General features: G+C 72.8%; 17 protein-coding genes. 11 read left to right on the top strand and 6 right to left on the bottom strand.

The features are described 5' to 3' along the window. Positions 1 to 13 precede the first annotated feature (13 nt). A complete protein-coding gene (locus O7603_RS20610) occupies positions 14 to 2032 on the bottom strand; it encodes a carboxypeptidase-like regulatory domain-containing protein (RefSeq protein ID WP_281571437.1) in 2019 nt (672 codons plus the stop codon). 159 nt (positions 2033 to 2191) lie between these two features. Between O7603_RS20610 and O7603_RS20605 the strand changes: the two genes are divergently transcribed. The 5 genes from O7603_RS20605 to amcA all read left to right on the top strand — a co-directional run bounded on the left by O7603_RS20605 (position 2192) and on the right by amcA (position 6905). Continuing rightward, entirely contained in the window at positions 2192 to 2545 is a 354-nt protein-coding gene (locus tag O7603_RS20605) for a sterol carrier family protein (RefSeq protein ID WP_281571436.1), read from the top strand. 160 nt (positions 2546 to 2705) lie between these two features. After that, positions 2706 to 4247 (top strand): amidophosphoribosyltransferase, encoded by a 1542-nt coding sequence (purF, locus tag O7603_RS20600; protein ID WP_281571435.1) that lies wholly within the window; start codon positions 2706 to 2708, stop codon positions 4245 to 4247. Positions 4248 to 4308: 61 nt separating this feature from the next. Next, on the top strand, positions 4309 to 5463 hold the full coding sequence (gene purM / locus O7603_RS20595; protein ID WP_281571434.1) for a phosphoribosylformylglycinamidine cyclo-ligase: 1155 nt from the start codon (positions 4309 to 4311) through the stop codon (positions 5461 to 5463). Between the two features lie 130 nt (positions 5464 to 5593). Continuing rightward, positions 5594 to 6697: a cyclophane-forming radical SAM peptide maturase AmcB gene (gene amcB, locus O7603_RS20590; RefSeq protein WP_348651082.1), complete on the top strand. Its 1104-nt coding sequence runs from the start codon at positions 5594 to 5596 to the stop codon at positions 6695 to 6697. Beyond that, positions 6666 to 6905 carry a multiple cyclophane-containing RiPP AmcA gene (gene amcA / locus O7603_RS20585; RefSeq protein WP_281571432.1) on the top strand — a complete coding sequence of 80 codons (240 nt, stop codon included), beginning with the start codon at positions 6666 to 6668 and terminating at the stop codon, positions 6903 to 6905. The genes amcB and amcA overlap by 32 nt, the downstream gene beginning before the upstream one ends. Before the next feature lie 133 nt (positions 6906 to 7038). On the opposite strand, the gene O7603_RS20580 is transcribed toward amcA, so the two are convergent. Continuing rightward, a complete protein-coding gene (locus O7603_RS20580; protein WP_281571431.1) occupies positions 7039 to 7254 on the bottom strand; it encodes a DUF3073 domain-containing protein in 216 nt (71 codons plus the stop codon). A gap of 303 nt (positions 7255 to 7557) precedes the next feature. Next, the gene (locus tag O7603_RS20575) at positions 7558 to 8640 is read right to left on the bottom strand and encodes a Glu/Leu/Phe/Val dehydrogenase (RefSeq protein ID WP_281571430.1); all 1083 of its coding nucleotides are present in this window, start codon (positions 8638 to 8640) and stop codon (positions 7558 to 7560) included. Between the two features lie 174 nt (positions 8641 to 8814). Here O7603_RS20575 and O7603_RS20570 point away from each other — a divergent pair, with 174 nt between their 5' ends. Beyond that, complete coding sequence (locus tag O7603_RS20570; RefSeq protein ID WP_281571429.1) at positions 8815 to 9654, top strand: hypothetical protein; 840 nt, start codon at positions 8815 to 8817, stop codon at positions 9652 to 9654. A gap of 251 nt (positions 9655 to 9905) precedes the next feature. After that, positions 9906 to 10115, top strand: a complete 210-nt coding sequence (locus O7603_RS20565; RefSeq protein WP_007073996.1) for a BldC family transcriptional regulator — start codon at positions 9906 to 9908, stop codon at positions 10113 to 10115. Between the two features lie 58 nt (positions 10116 to 10173). Here the strand turns inward: O7603_RS20565 and O7603_RS20560 are convergent, their stop codons facing one another. Next, complete coding sequence (locus O7603_RS20560) at positions 10174 to 10563, bottom strand: PPOX class F420-dependent oxidoreductase (RefSeq protein WP_281571428.1); 390 nt, start codon at positions 10561 to 10563, stop codon at positions 10174 to 10176. A gap of 53 nt (positions 10564 to 10616) precedes the next feature. Between O7603_RS20560 and O7603_RS20555 the strand changes: the two genes are divergently transcribed. Then, positions 10617 to 11396: a methyltransferase domain-containing protein gene (locus O7603_RS20555; RefSeq protein WP_281571427.1), complete on the top strand. Its 780-nt coding sequence runs from the start codon at positions 10617 to 10619 to the stop codon at positions 11394 to 11396. A 59-nt stretch (positions 11397 to 11455) separates the two neighbouring features. Here O7603_RS20555 and O7603_RS20550 read toward each other — a convergent pair whose 3' ends face one another. Continuing rightward, the gene (locus tag O7603_RS20550; RefSeq protein WP_281571426.1) at positions 11456 to 11752 is read right to left on the bottom strand and encodes a hypothetical protein; all 297 of its coding nucleotides are present in this window, start codon (positions 11750 to 11752) and stop codon (positions 11456 to 11458) included. Between the two features lie 165 nt (positions 11753 to 11917). Here O7603_RS20550 and O7603_RS20545 point away from each other — a divergent pair, with 165 nt between their 5' ends. Beyond that, positions 11918 to 12775 (top strand): 3-hydroxyacyl-CoA dehydrogenase family protein, encoded by an 858-nt coding sequence (locus tag O7603_RS20545; protein WP_281571425.1) that lies wholly within the window; start codon positions 11918 to 11920, stop codon positions 12773 to 12775. After that, entirely contained in the window at positions 12772 to 13515 is a 744-nt protein-coding gene (locus tag O7603_RS20540) for an enoyl-CoA hydratase/isomerase family protein (protein WP_281571424.1), read from the top strand. The genes O7603_RS20545 and O7603_RS20540 overlap by 4 nt, the downstream gene beginning before the upstream one ends. 77 nt (positions 13516 to 13592) lie before the next feature. On the opposite strand, the gene O7603_RS20535 is transcribed toward O7603_RS20540, so the two are convergent. Next, positions 13593 to 14942, bottom strand: coding sequence for an ABC transporter substrate-binding protein (locus O7603_RS20535; protein ID WP_281571423.1), 1350 nt, complete (start codon positions 14940 to 14942; stop codon positions 13593 to 13595). Positions 14943 to 15108: 166 nt separating this feature from the next. Here O7603_RS20535 and O7603_RS20530 point away from each other — a divergent pair, with 166 nt between their 5' ends. Next, positions 15109 to 15498, top strand: coding sequence for a hypothetical protein (locus tag O7603_RS20530; RefSeq protein ID WP_281571422.1), 390 nt, complete (start codon positions 15109 to 15111; stop codon positions 15496 to 15498). Positions 15499 to 15533: the final 35 nt, after the last annotated feature.

Genomic DNA, 15533 nt, shown 5'->3' with positions numbered 1-15533 from the left:
TCCCGCCGGTCGGTCAGTCGTCCAGCCAGTCCAGCCGCCGGCCGCCCCGGTCCTGGTGGGGGGCGGCGTCGCGACCCCGGCCACCCTGGTTCTGGTCGCCGTAGTAGCCGCCGCCCTGCTGGTCGTAGCCGCCGCGGTCGTCGTACCCGCTGCGCTGCGTCGAGGGCTCCTGGCCGTAGCCGCCCTGCTGGCCGTACCCGCCCTGGTCGTAGCCGCGGTCGTCGTAGCCGCCGCGCTGCGTCGGAGCGTCCTGGCCGTAGCCGTTCTGCTGGTCGTACCCGCCCTGCTGGCCGTAACCACCCTGGTCGTAGCCGCCGCGCTGGTCGTACCCGCCGGTCGGCTCGGCCCCCCGGCCGTACGGCGCGGACTCCGTCTGGCCGTAGCCCTGGCTCTGCCCCTGGTCCTGCTGGTAGAGCCCGGTGGCGTACGGGTCGGCCGGGGCGGGGTACTGCGTGTTGTCGCCGGTGTAGCGACCGGTCGGCTCGTCGTAGCGTTCGCCGTAGCCCGCGCCGCCGCCGGCAGGTGCCGGCGGGTAGCCCGCCGCGCCGGCCGGGGCGGTGTAGTCCCGGCTGCCGTAGCCGCCGCCGGAGGAGGGCGCGGCACCGTAGCCGCCACCGGAACCGGGGGCGTTGCCGTAGCCGCCGTCCGCGCCCGGACCGCCCGCGCCGTAGCCGGGGGCGTTGCCGTAGCCGCCGTCCGCGCCGCCGGCGCCGTAGCCGCCACCGGAGCCCGGAGCGTTGCCGTAGCCGCCGCCCGAGGAGGGAGCGTTGCCGTAGCCGTTCGCGCCGTAGCCGGCCGGCTCGTCGCCGTAGCCACCGCCGGCCCAGCCCTGCTGGCCGCCGGCGCCGTACTGCTGCGGAGGCGCACCGTACGGGTCCGGCGGGACGTCGTCGACCACCGGGCGGTGCATCATCGTGGGCGCCTCGCTCAGCGCGGCGCCGCCGACCATCGTCGGGTCCGGCCCGGCGCCGACCGGGTTGACCACCCGGGTCCGGTCGTCCGCACCGTGGTAGGCACCGCGGGCGGCCGGCCCGCCGCCGGGACCGGTGGGGCCGGCCGGGGCGCCGTCGGCGTCGTCGTCCGGGTTCTCCTTGCGCTTCATCCAGAGCAGGACGATCGTGCCGACACCCGCGGCGACCAGCAGGCCGCCGAGCAGGATGATCACGTAGTTGCCGATGCCGCCGCCGGAGTCCTCGTTGGAGGCGTTGGCCGCCGCGCCCTCGGTCGCCTCGGGCGTCTCCTCCGTGCCCTCCTCCGCGGTGGGCTCCTCGGTGGGCAGCGCCTCGGCGGTGGCCGACGGGGTGGCGCTCGGCGTCACCTCGACCTTGATCGCCAGACTGATCCGCTGGCCGCTGATGGACTGCCCGGCGCTGGCGTTGAAGCTCTTGATGGCCCGGATGTCGTCGAAGCTGGCGCCGACGTCGATCCGGCCGGGAGTGATCGGCCGGTCCGAGGTGCCGGTGAAGCGGAAGTTGCCGCTGCCGTCACTGGTCGTGTCGTACCGGTGGCCGCCGGTGTCCTGCAGGATCACGAGGGCGTTCGGCACCGCGTCGCCGTTCGCCTGCACGACGACCTTGCCGGAGATCGACCGCACGGTCTGCGCCTGCGTCGGCGGCGGCGGAGCCGCCTTGGCCGTCACCGTGACCGTCGTCGAGCCCTCGCTGCTGCCGCCGAGGCCGCCTGCCCTGGCCCGGACCGTGATGCGGGCGGACCCGTTCTGCGCGTCGTCGGCCACCTTGAACTTGGCCGTGTAGGTGCGGCTCTCCGTGACATTGCCCTGGTCACACCCCTCGGTGCACTGCACCTTGGAGTTGCTGGAGCTGACCGTGACGTCGACCGTCTGGCCGTCGGCGTTGAGGTTGTAGCTCACCGTGACCTCTCCGCCCGCCTGGACGGTGCCGGGGGAGGCCGAGACGTTGGTGACGCTCACGGCGGCCAGGGCTGGTGTGGCGGGGAGGGCGAAGATGGCGCCGGCAACCAGCGCTACGACCACACCGGCCCGCTGCTTCCAGGCACGTCGGTGTGTTGACACGTCCACCGCCTTCCGGGCTGACTTCCCTCACCGGCGGGCGCCGGGCCGGGGAATAATCACGGTACGAATACGCCGTCGGCAACTATGCCTTGTCCGACTGCCCCGGCGCGACCCAGGGGCAGCGTCGAACCGCGCCACCTCGGGTCGTATCGTCCCGTCATGTCCTCTCCGCACGTTAAGTCCGCCGCAGTCACGGCGGTGTTGTCGGCGCTCGATGAGGGGCGTACGCCCGAACGGCCGGCCCTCCGGGAGGCGGTCCGGACGTTGTTGGCCGCCCTCGCGGAGCGCGCCCCCGGCCGATCGGTGGAGGTGCGTGTCCCACCATACGGCGCGATCCAGTGCGTACCCGGTCCCCGACACACCCGCGGCACCCCGCCGAACGTGGTGGAAATGGACGCGGAGACCTGGCTGGCGCTCGCCACCGGGCGACTCTCGTGGGCGGAGGCGGTCACCGAGGGTCGCGTACGGGTGAGTGGGATCCGGGCAGACCTTTCCGCCCATCTGCCGCTCTAGCTGCCTCGACGGGTGACTTCGGTAACTAGCTGGAGGCGGATCGTGACTTTCTGTATCGACGGCGATTCGCGTACACTGTCAGGCGACGACAGTGGTCCCGGCCGACGGCGCGGCTCACCGCCCGCCCGGCAGGTCCAGACGCAGCATGAGGGAGCGGCAGGTGCCCCGAGGCGACGGCCGGCTGAGCCACGACCTTGACCCCCAGCGACCCGGCCCCCAGGACGCCTGCGGCGTCTTCGGCGTCTGGGCCCCCGGGGAAGAGGTCGCCAACCTGACCTACTTCGGCCTCTACGCGCTCCAGCACCGTGGCCAGGAGGCCGCCGGCATCGCGGTGAGCGACGGCTCGGGCGTGGTGGTCTACAAGGATCTCGGCCTGGTCGCCCAGGTCTTCGACGAGCCGACCCTGGCCAGCCTGCGTGGGCATGTCGCGATCGGGCACGCGCGCTACTCCACCACCGGCGGGTCGACCTGGGAGAACGCCCAGCCGACCATCCGGTCGACCAGCGCCGGCACGACGATCGCGCTGGCCCACAACGGCAATCTGGTCAACACCGCCGAGCTCCAGCGCGAGGTCGCCGAGCGGGGCCTGGCCGCCGACGGCTCGACCAACGACACCTCGCTGGTGACGATGCTGCTGGCCAGCCGGCCGGATCTCTCCGTCGAGGCGGCCGCGCTGGAGGTGCTGCCGCAGCTCCGCGGCGCGTTCAGCTTCGTGTTCATGGACGAGTCGACGCTCTACGCGGCCCGCGACGCCCACGGCGTCCGCCCGCTGGTGCTCGGCCGACTGGAGCGCGGCTGGGTGGTGGCCAGCGAGACCGCCGCCCTCGACATCGTGGGCGCCTCCGTGGTCCGCGAGGTCGAGCCGGGCGAGCTCATCGCCATCGACGAGGACGGGCTGCGCTCCACCCGGTTCGCCGTGCCGGAGCCGAAGGGCTGCCTCTTCGAGTACGTCTACATCGCCCGTCCGGACGCCACGATCGCCGGGCGGAACGTGCACGCCGCCCGGGTGCAGATCGGCCGCCAGCTGGCCAAGGAGCACCCGGTCGAGGCCGACCTGGTCATCCCGGTGCCGGAGTCCGGCACCCCGGCCGCGATCGGCTACGCGGAGGAGTCCGGGATCACCTACGGCGCCGGCCTGATGAAGAACCCGTACGTCGGGCGCACCTTCATCCAGCCGTCGCAGACCCTGCGTCAGCTCGGCATCCGGCTCAAGCTCAACCCGCTGCGGGAGAACGTGCGGGGCAAGCGGCTGGTCGTGGTCGACGACTCGATCGTGCGCGGCAACACCCAGCGGGCCATCGTGCGGATGCTGCGCGAGGCGGGCGCGCTCGAGGTGCACGTGCGGATCTCCTCGCCGCCGGTCCAGTGGCCGTGCTTCTACGGCATCGACTTCGCCACCCGCGCCGAGCTGCTGGCCAATGGGCTCGACAACGAGGGCGTCCGGCGCTCGATCGGCGCCGACACGCTGGGCTACGTCTCGCTGTCCGGCCTGATCGCCGCGACCGAGCAGCCGAAGACCCGGCTCTGCCGGGCGTGTTTCGATGGGGAGTACCCCATCGAGCTGCCGGCGGGCAATCTGATCGGCAAGCACGTGCTCGAAGGGGTGGGCCGGCGGGTCGCCAGCGGCGCCCCGGTCGACCCGGAGCGCAGCACTCCTCCGCTCGTCGCCACTTCGGGCGGCGCCACCGTCCACCGCCCGTAGCACCGCCCGGCGCGGCCCGGCCACCTCCGGCGTCGCACCAAGAACCACAAAGGGGAGAACCGTGACGCACGTGTCCGAGCGCAGCGGCGCAGGAAGCAGCCCGACCGGAGCCGGCGGCGACCGCCAGCCCTGGACGGCCGGCACCAGCCGCCAGGCGCGCAAACGCTCGGTCTCGTACGCGGACGCCGGCGTGTCCATCGAGGCGGGTGACCGCGCGGTGGAGCTGCTCAAGTCCAAGGTGCGGCAGACCCGCCGCCCGGAGGTGCTCGGCGACCTGGGCGGGTTCGCCGGCCTGTTCCGCCTGGACACGCAGAAGTACAAGAACCCGATCCTGGCCTCCTCCACCGACGGCGTGGGCACCAAGCTGGTGATCGCGCAGCAGATGGACATCCACGACACGGTCGGCATCGACCTGGTCGCGATGGTCGTCGACGACCTGGTCGCCTGCGGCGCGGAGCCGCTCTTCCTGCTGGACTACATCGCCACCGGCGAGGTCGTCCCGGACAAGGTCGCCGAGATCGGCGCCGGCATCGCCGACGGCTGCCGGTACGCCGGCTGCGCGCTGCTCGGCGGCGAGACGGCCGAGCACCCGGGCGTGCTGCGACCCGACGAGTACGACATCTCGGCTACCGGCGTGGGCGTGGTGGAGGAGAGCGACATCCTCAGCTCGGAGCGGGTCGAGGTCGGCGACGTGGTGATCGCCATGCGCTCCTCGGGCCTGCACTCGAACGGCTACTCGCTGGTCCGGCACGTGCTGCTCGGCGCCGGGCGGATGCGGCTCGACGTGGTGATCGACGACTTCGGGCGGCAGCGCACCCTCGGCGAGGAGCTGCTCACCCCGACCAAGATCTACGCGCAGGACTGCCTCAAGCTGATCGCCGAGGCCGAGGTGCGGGCGCTGGCCCACGTCACCGGCGGCGGCATCCCGGGCAACCTGGTGCGCGTCCTGCCCGAGCACGTCGACGCGGTGGTCAACCGCTCCACTTGGCGGCCGCAGCCGGTCTTCGACCTGATCCAGTCCAAGGGGCGGATCGAGGACCCGGAGATGGAGGCGACGTTCAACATGGGCGTCGGCATGTTCGCGATCGTCTCCGCCGAGGACGCCGACCGCGCGCTGGCCACGCTCACCGGCCGGGGCGTCGAGGCGTGGCAGGCCGGTGAGATCATCGAGGGTTCCGGGAACGTTCAGATGATCGGGCAGCACACCCGCGGGTGATCACGCTCCGCTGATCATACGAGCACCTGATCAGGGGTTCACCCGAGTGGCCAACGCCGCCTAGCCTGAAGGGCACCCTCAGGCTAGGCAAGGGAGGGCAATGGCTGCTCGGGGACAGCTGTTCAGCGGGATGAGTGGCGTGGCCGCTGTTCCGTCGTACGTCGTGATGCAGCCGACCACCCTCTGCAACCTTGACTGCGCGTACTGCTATCTGCCGTTCCGTGCCGCCGACCGGCGGATGCCGGTCCTGGTCGCCGAGGCGGTGGCCGCCTCGGTGAACCCGTGGGCGGCCGCAGAGCGGTTCTCGGTGGTCTGGCACGGCGGCGAGCCGCTCGCGGCCGGGAGGGAGCACCTGGCGGCCCTGCTCGCGCCGTTCGGTCCCGAGGTCGAGCACCATGTGCAGACCAACGCCACGCTGATCGACGACGCCTGGTGCGAGTTCTTCGCCGAGCACCGGATGCGGGTGAGCGTGAGCGTGGACGGGCCGCGGGAGCGTAACGGCGACCGGGTCACCCGGGGCGGCCAGCCCGCGTACGACCGGATCCTGCGCGGGGTGGCGGCGCTCCGCCGGCACGGGCTGCCGTTCTCCGCGCTCGCGGTGGTCTCCCGCCCGGAGCCGGGGCTCGCCACCGAGCTGTACGCCTACTTCCTCGACCTCGGCTGCGACGTGCTCGGGATCAACATCGAGGAGACCGAGGGCGTCAACACCCGCGACAACGCCCACGACCCGGCCGACGTGACCACCTTCTGGGCCGAGTTGGTGGCGGCGTGGCGCCGGGAGCCCCGGATCCACCTGCGCGAGGTCGAGTGGTCACTGCGGTACGCGTCGGCGGTCCTGGACGACCTGGCGGACGAGATCCTGCCCCGCCGGCTGGACCCGATCCCCACGATCGGGCACGACGGGTCGGTCACCGTGCTCTCGCCGGAGCTGGCCGGCTTCACCGACCCGAGGTACGGCGACTTCAGCAGCGGCAACGTGCTGGACACCCCGCTGGCCGAGATCCTGCTCGGGACGGAGCGGACGCCCTGGGTGGGTGAGTTCCTGGCCGGTGTCGAGGCCTGCCGGGCCAGCTGTCCCTACTTCGGCTTCTGCGGTGGCGGCCACGCCGCCAACCGCTACTTCGAGCTGGGGCGTTTTGACGGTACGGAGACCGAACACTGCCGCAACAGCAAGATCCGCCTACTGGAGGGAGTGTTGGAGCATGCCCGAGACCACCAGTCACCGGCAGCCTGAGCGCGGGACGGGCAGCCCCACCCCGGCCGGGGTCGTCGAACGGGTGCGGGACGCCGCCCCGGGGCTCGTCGCCCTGCTGCGCGAGGCTGAGGCCGCGCGGCGGCTCCGGTCGGAGGTGGCGGGCGGAAGCGGCGAGGGCGCGGTCTGCGCCTGGAACCACTTCGAGAACATCCCGACCTTCTACAACTGGAACAACCGGCCCCGCTGAGGGCGCCGCACCCCGATCAGGGGCCTGTCCGTCGCTTCGGCGTGGCAGGCCCCTGATCGTCGGCTCGTACGCCGCCTGGCGGGCACATGCGTGAGCACGCGGGGCTCACCGCGTGCTCAGATGTGACCGGGGGTCAGCGGGTCGGACGGACCCAGGGGTCCGGGTCCTCGTCCGCGTGGTCCTCGTCATCGTCGTCGACATACTCTTTGTAGTCGTCGTCGAAGTCGTGGTCCGACTTGCCGCTGCCGCCGAGTTCTCGCTGCAAGGCGGCGAGGTCGGTGTTCGGGGAGTGGTACTTCAACTCCCGGGCCACCTTTGTCTGCTTGGCCTTAGCACGGCCGCGCCCCATGGCTCGACCCCCTCGCACAGAATGCGGGGCAGCCCGAAGGCGGGCCCCGATGACGTCAGGCATCTCTCGTGGCTCTTACGGTACATGGGGATGCCACCGTTCGGCACCTCGGGTTACCGTCGGCCGGCTCTGCGCGTCGCGGTGGTCCGGCCGTCACCCAGTGTACCCGGTAAGGAGCGGAACCGTGAGCGCCCGTGACACCGGACAGAACGGCACGAACTGATCCCAGAGCCAGCTTAACGGCCCGGCCCGGACCCGCGCGGCCCCGGGAGCGGATCCGGCGATCCGCTCCCGGAAGCGGGGTCAGCGGAGGTGGATCGTGCGCAGCCGGCCGACGTCGGCCATCCGCCGCTCGGCGAGCCGGTCCGCCGCGACCGCCGGCGGGACGCCCTCGGCGTCGGCCAGGTGCAGGATCTCCCGCGTGGTGTCGTAGATCCGGGTGGCCCGCAGCTTGGCCCGGTCGAAGTTGAAGCCCTCGATCTCGTCGGCGACCTGGATCACACCGCCCGCGTTCACCACGTAGTCCGGTGCGTAGAGGATGCCGCGGTCGGCCAGCAGCTTCTCGATCCCCGGGTGGGCCAGCTGGTTGTTGGCCGCGCCGGCGACCACCTTGGCGCGCAGCGCGGGCACCGTGTCGTCGTTCAGGGCGCCGCCGAGGGCGCACGGGGCGTACACGTCGATGTCCCCGCCGACCAGCATGCTGACGTCGTCGACCAGGGTGACCTGCGGGTGGGTGGTGCGAGCCCACTCCAGCGCCCGCGGGTTGACGTCGGTGGCCACCACGTCGGCCCCGTCGTCGAGCAGGTGGCCCACCAGGTACTTGCCGACCTTGCCGAGCCCGGCCACGCCGACCCGCCGGCCGCGCAGCGTCGGCGACCCCCAGACGTGCTCGGCGGCCGCGCGCATGCCCTGGAAGACGCCCCAGGCGGTGAGGATCGAGGAGTCGCCGGCGCCGCCGTGCTCGACGCTGCGGCCGGTGACGTAGCTGGTCTCCCGGGCGATCACGTCCATGTCCGGGACGTAGGTGCCGACGTCGCAGGCGGTGTAGTAGCGACCGGCCAGCGACTCCACGAAACGGCCGTACGCGCGCAGCAGCGCCTCGGTCTTGATCTGCTCCGGGTCGCCCCAGATGACCGCCTTGCCGCCGCCCAGGTCCAGCCCGGCGAGCGCGTTCTTGTAGGCCATCCCCCGGGACAGGTCGAGGACGTCGGCGAGGGCCGCCTCCTCGCTGTCGTACGGGTAGAAGCGGGTGCCGCCGAGCGCGGGCCCCAGCGCGGTGGAGTAGATCCCGATGATCGCCTTGAGGCCGCTCTGCGTGTCCTGGCAGAACACGACCTGTTCGTGACCGGTCGATCCCGGGTCGTCGGTGCTCGCGAATACGCCCATGACTGGCTCCTGGTGTCGGTGCGTCCTCGTGGGACGCGGCCCTGGTGGACGCCGGCGGGGATGCTGCCGGATGACGTTGAGCCTAATATCGGCCGCCGCGCCGCCGCCGACCGCGGCACGCCTGCGGAGCGGGCGCTGACCGCGACGGGGTGGCGTTCGTGGGAGGATCGCGCCGTGCCGTCGCTCTTCGCTTCTTACCTGCGCGTGTACGAGCCGCTGACCGCCTTCGACCGGGACCGCCAGTCGTACTGGCGGCGCTACGTGTCGGAGGGGCGGGCGGTCGCCCCCGTGGAGGGGCCCGGCCGGCAGCGGACGGCGGTGATCGAGGCGCTGGGCGCGGGCTGGACCCGTCTGCCGGACCCGCCCGAGGAGGCGTACGTCCTGGAGACCGACGACACCCTGCTCGTCTGCCCGTGGAATCTGCGGATCCGGGTGGCCGAGGCGGCGCTGAGCGCCCGGGACGGGGTGCCCTCGGTGCTCGCCGACGCCTTCGTGCCGCCGGTGCTCGCCGGCCAGGCCAAGGCGGTGGTGGACGACTGGCGCAGCGGCGCCCGGGTGCTGGAGCACGGCGTGCCACGGGTGCACGAGCAGATCGCCACCTGGGGCGTACCTCTGCGCTGGTTCGTCCTCTTCGGCAAGGAGGAGCGCGACCTGGTCACCTCGCCGGACCGGCGGGCGCTGCGCTACCGCACGGAGATCTCGAAGGCCCGCCGGCGGTCGTCCCGGGCGCTGTCGGTGCTGCGCAAGTCGGTCGGCGAGGCGCCGATCACCGAGGCGGTCGAGGAGGCCGCCCGCTGGTTGGAGGAGTTCCACCCGCGCTCGGTGGTCGAACTCGACTACGGCGGCCTGGTCGAGCTGCTGCCGGACGAGACGCTCGCGGCCGACGACTCGCCCGAGCTGGTCGCCGCGGGCCTGGCCGGGCTGTCCCGGGGCGAGGCCGAGGAGGCTTCCGCGGCGTACGACAAGCTCGTCGCGCGGTGGCGGGCGGTTCAACTACTCGAGCGGTGCAACTAAGGGCAAATGCCCCACGGAGCGCTCCCAAGGCGAGGTGTGCTCGTAGTTGACGCTTCACGAACCGTGATCATGAGTCCGAATAAGGTAGTTTCTGCCGTGTAAAAGTCGCATAAATCGGGCATGGTTCATCCGTCCGTCTAGGGACGTTCGGCCGTTCGGCCCATGTCGGACATCGGGGACTAGCCGGACCATGGGAGACGCGTCGGCCGGCGGGACCCCGGCCGATGTCTATACATGTGGAGGAGTGACCGATGGCATCGCGAACGCACGAACCAGAGCCGCTACTCACGCCGGCCGAGGTGGCGTCGATGTTCCGTGTCGACCCGAAGACGGTGACCCGGTGGGCCAAGGCGGGCAAGCTCTCCGCCATCCGGACCCTGGGTGGTCACCGCCGGTACCGCGAGTCGGAGGTCAGGGCCCTGCTGCAGGGGCAGATTCCCCAGCAGCGCCAGGGGGACTGAGAGCCGGCACCACGTCAGATGGCTCAGGGGCGGTGGACTTCGGTCCGCCGCCCCTGATTCATGTCCGCCCCTCGCCGAGGGTGACGCGGATGCCGACGGTGCCGCCGGCACCCCGGCGTAGCCGGCTGCCGAGCAGGGTGAGCCGGCCCAGCACCCGGTACTTGTGCTTGATCAGCCCTCGGATGCGCCGGCTGCCGGCCGGGTCGTAGAACGTCGCGTGCGCGGGCACCGACGCGCCGTGCGGGCGACCCCGTACGTCGCACGGCGCCACGGTCACCGCGCCGTTGTTGCGGATCCGCTTGACCTTGCCGGAGTCGGCGGCCGTCCACACCGCCAGCCCGTCCCCGTCCCGGACCGCCCAGACCGGGGTCGGCACCGATCGACCGTCCTGTCGGAAGGTCGTCAGCAGGATGTACTTCTCCGCCGACAGGCGGTCCAAGGTGGCCACGCCGTCAGGATACGACCGAGCGGCTGACTGACCGGCCGGATAGCGTAAAGCGCATGACGGGCGCGCCGCGGATCGGCGATGTGGTCGGTGAGCTGCTGCGGGACACGCTCGCCGTGGGCACCGGGGTCGGTCCCCGGCCGATGGTCGGCGGGCGCCTGCCCCGGCCGGTCATCGAGATCATCGAACGTGACGACGGGCTGATCAACGGCGCGCCGGCCGCCCACTACCTCGACGGGCCGGCGCAGTGGCAGCCGTACGACCACCGGGCGGTGGACCGGGCCCGGGGCGAGACGCTGGACATCGGGGTCGGCGCCGGCCGGATCGCGCTGGTGCTCCAGGAGCGCGGCGTACCGGTCACCGGGCTGGACACCTCGGCCGGTGCGCTGGACGTGTGCCGGCGCCGGGGCGTACGCCGCTTGGTGCACGGCACGGTGGACGAGCACGTCGCCGACGGCCCCCGCTACGACACCTTCCTGCTGCTCGGCAACAACCTCGGCCTCTTCGAGGGGCGGGACCGGGCACCGGCGCTGCTGGCCGCGCTCGCCGCCCTGGCCCGCCCGGGAGCGCAGATCATCGCGCACGGCACCAACCCGTACGGCACCCGGGATCCGGTGCACACGGGCTACCACGAGCGCAACCGCCGCCGGGGCCGGCTCGGCGGGCAGCTGCGGCTGCGACTGCGCTACCGCGAGCTGGCCACCGACTGGTTCGACTACCTGGTCTGCTCGCCCGACGAGTTCGCCGAGCTGGTCCGGGGCAGCGCCTGGCGGCTCACCGATGTGGACGACCGCGACGCCCCGTACTACCTGGCCACCCTCCGGCTGGCCGGCTGACCGGGCGCCGGACAGGCCGCGGCCCCCGCGCCGGGAAGCGGCGACGGGGGCCGGGTCGGTCAGACCTGGACGGTCGGGGGCAACTGCTCGGGCGGGAGGCCGCCGTCGCCGTCGACGACCTCGTCCGGCGTGCCGTCCTCGTCGAGGTCGACCATGGTGACGTCCACCTTGCCGTCGTGGTCGGTGTCAAACTGGAACAGGTCGGCCTTGCCGTCGCCGTCGGTGTCCACCACCCAGACGTCGGTCTGGCCGTCGTTGTTGGTGTCCGCGCGCAGCAGCTCGACCCGATCGTCCCCGCGGGTCTCCACCGTCTCGGTGCTCTCCGCGCCCGCGACGCCCTCCGGTGCCTGGCTCATGTCGACTGGTCCTTCCCTCGGTTGACCGCCGTCTGTACCCGATCCGCCGCGACCCCACGCATGGCGCCGCCGTCGCGGACCATATGGTCGCAGCATGAGCGAGTGGAGCGGACCGTCGGCCGCGGGTGACCCCCGCGCCGCCGCCGGGCGCAGCGGGGAGGCGTGGTGAACGATCGGTTCGTCGTGGTCGGGGCCGGCACGATGGGGCTCGGCATCGCGTACGTGGCGGCGGGTGCGGGTCACGCCGTCGAACTGGTGGAGGTCGACCGCGATCGAGGCGCCGCGGCCGTGGCGCGGCTCGGCGAGCTGTGGGACCGGGGGGTGGCACGCGGCAAGCTGAGCGCCGACCAGGCCGCCGAGAACCGGGCCCGGGTGACGGTGCGCGGCGCCCTCGCCGAGGTCGCCGACCAGCCGGACGTGGTGGTCGAGGCGGTGCCGGAGCGGCTCGACCTCAAGCGGGCGGTGCTGCGCGACGCCGAGGCGCTGAGCCCCGCCCTGCTGGGCAGCAACACCTCCAGCATCGCCATCGCCGAGCTGGCGGCCGGGCTGAGTCAGCCGGAGCGCTTCCTCGGGCTGCACTTCTTCAACCCGGTCTGGGCGATGGCGCTGCTCGAGATCGTGGTCGGCCCGGCCACCGCCGAGGAGACCACCGCGGCGGCCGTCGCGCTCGCGGGCCGGCTGGGCAAGGACCCCGTCGTCGTCCGCGACATGCCCGGCTTCGCCACCTCGCGGCTCGGCGTCACGCTCGGGCTGGAGGCGATCCGGATGGTGGCCGACGGGGTGGCCAGCCCCGCCGACATCGACAAGGCGATGGTGCTCGGCTATCGGCACCCGATCGGGCCGCTGGAGCTGACCGACCTGGTCGGGCTCGACGTCCGGCTCGACATCGCCCGCACCCTCCAGGCCGCGTACGGGGACCGCTTCGCGCCGCCGCCGCTGCTGGCGGAGATGGTGGCCGCCGGCCGGCTCGGCAAGAAGTCCGGGCAGGGCTTCTACACCTGGACCGGCGGAGTGCGCGCATGAGCGGACTGCGGATCGAGGAGCACCCGGACCGGCTGGTCGTCACCCTGGACCGGCCGAAGAAGCGCAACGCCATCGACGCCGACCTGATCGCCGAGCTGCACGCGGTCTGCGCCGAGCTGGAGGCCCGGCCCCGGCTGCTGCTGCTCACCGGCGGCACGGACGACATCTTCGCCGGCGGTGCGGACATCGCGCAGCTGCGCGAGCGGGGCCGGCTGGACGCCCTGGCGGCGATCAACTCGGCCGCCTTCGCCCGGATCCGGGCGCTGCCGATGCCGAGCGTGGCGGCCGTGGACGGCCCGGCGCTGGGCGGCGGCGCGGAGCTGGCGTACGCCTGCGATCTGCGGGTGTGCACGGAGCGTGCGGTCTTCGGCCAGCCGGAGGTGCGGTTGGGCATCCTGGCCGGCGCCGGCGCGACCCATCGGCTGCCCGCGCTGATCGGCGAGGCCCGGGCCAAGGAGCTGCTCTTCACCGGCCGGCGGGTGGACGCCGCGGAGGCGCTGCGGATCGGGCTGGTGAACCGGGTGGTGGCCGAGCCGGCCGAGCTGCTGCCCACCGCCCACGGGCTGCTCGACGAGATGGCCAAGGGCTCGGCGCTGGCGCTGCGGCTCACCAAGCTCGCCGTCGACGCGCCGGCGGCCGCCCATCCCCACGTCGACCTGGTGAGCCAGGCGGTGCTCTTCGAGGACGAGGAGAAGCGCCGGCGGATGACGGAGTTCCTCGACCGGCGGCGCAGCCGCTGAACCGTCCCTCGGGACACGAGAACGGCCGCACCGGTCTCCCGGTGCGGCCGTTCCGTGGTCCGCTCTGTCGCGCCCGCTCAGTGGCGGATCTGGACGCCGGCGTCGGCCAGCGCCCGGATCACCTGCGCCGACTCGCCGAAGCCGATCACCAGCACGGCGTCCGCGCCGAAGTCCTTGACCTCCTTGGCGCCGCCGGCGAAGTCCACCGGCGGGGCGTCCTCGCCCTCCGGCGGCTGGTAGGTCAGCAGCTTCACCCGGTCGGCGCTGATGCCCGCCTGCTCCAGCTCCTTCTTGACCACGGCCTGGAGGCCCTCACCGTAGGAGTCCTTCCGGGCGACGATCGCGATCCGCTGCGAGCCGTCCCGCAGGATCACGTCCGCCAGCGCGCGGCCCTGGAGGCTGTCCGGCGGCGCGGTACGGAAGTAGAGGCCCTTGTCGTCGACCGTGGTCAGACCGTCGTCCGTGTTGGACGGGGAGAACAGGATCCGGCCGGCCTTCACCACGTCCGGCAGCACCTCGAGGGAGATGCCCGAACCGCCGGCGCCGATGATGACGGGCACGCCGGCCGCGATGTGCCGTCCCACGGTCGCCTTCGCCACCGTCGGGCTGGTGCCGTCGTCGCCCTCGACCCAGGTCACCGGATCGCCGAGCACGCCGCCCGCCGCGTTGATCTCCCGCATCGCCAGCTCGGCGCCGGCAGCCATCGGCGGGTACGCGATCGCCAGCTCACCGGTCTTCGGCAGCAGCCCACCGATCACCAGCGGCGAACCGTCGGCGCGGTCCGTCTCGCCCTCGCGCTGCTTCTTCCCCTTCGGCGGGGCCTTGATGCTCGCCGCCGACTCCTCGCCGGCGCCCACGAACTCGGTCTTGCCGTCGTTGATCTGCTGCCCGTCGAAGTGCAGCGTGGCGTAGCTCGCGGTGGCGGGCTCACCGGCATCGGTGAAGCCGGCGCGGGTCAGCGAGACGCTGCGGTACTGGATGTCCTGACCGTTCCGGGCCAGTGTCAGGCAGGTGGCCACATCCTCGCAGCGCTGGCCGCCGTTCGTCACGCCGACTATCTGCCGGGCGATCGCGGCCGGCTGCGTGCTGCCGGCCAGCTGCGCCGCGAGCGCGCTGATCACGATCGCGTCGTACGTCTCCGCGGAGTACAGGTAGTCGGTCAGCTTCGGGTCGACGGACCGTAGCCGACTCTTGAAGTCCTCGGGCAGCGGCGTGAGCGGGGTGGTGCCCTTCATGCCGTCGACGAGGTCGGCGCGATCCTTCAACTCCGCAGGGAAGGAGTTGAGCATGTTGCCGTCGGTCCCGTAGAGGCGCGCCTGTTGGGTCGCCGCCTCCTCGGGGGCGTCAGTCCCGCAGGCGCTGGTGGCGAGCAGGAACGTGGCGCAGGCGGTCAGTGCGGCCACCCGCGACCCGCGTGATACGAACATCGTCGTCCTTCCTCCGGCGAAGGTCCGCTGCGCACACTAGCGTGCCGGCGCGCGGCGCGGGACCGTGGAGCCGGCACACTGCGCAGGTCGGCGGGGGTGGTCACGCACAGTAGTTTGCCGGCGGGTGGCCAACCGTCACTTGACCGGCCTGCCTACTGTGCGGTGCGTGACCGACCTACCACAGCAGATGCTCGACGACGCGACCGCCGTGCTCCGCTCCGCGCTGGCCGGAGACGGCGACGCCGTGGTGGGGGCGTTCGACGCGGTCGTCGACCGGTCCGGTCTGGCCGGCGCGTACGGGGTGGCCTGGTGCCTCGCCGCCACGATGGTGGGCGACGCGGGCCCGCCGGGCTCGTGCGCGCTGGACTTCCCCGGGATCGACGAGGCGGGCTACGACACCCGCTGGGTCGCCCGGTTCGTCAGCGCGTACGCCAACCGGGACGTGGACACCGGGGAGGCGCTGTTCGGCGCGGCGGCCGCCGACGGGTTGCTGCCGGACTGCCTGCTCACGCTCGCCGGCTCGACGGTGGCCACCCTCCGCAGCCGCGAGGACTGAGCCCGACCGGTCCGCCGGCCGGTGTGATAGCTCTG

The sequence above is a fragment of the Micromonospora sp. WMMD812 genome, from assembly GCF_027497215.1.
GTDB lineage: Bacteria > Actinomycetota > Actinomycetes > Mycobacteriales > Micromonosporaceae > Micromonospora.
This window is presented reverse-complemented; position numbering and strand designations above follow the sequence as displayed.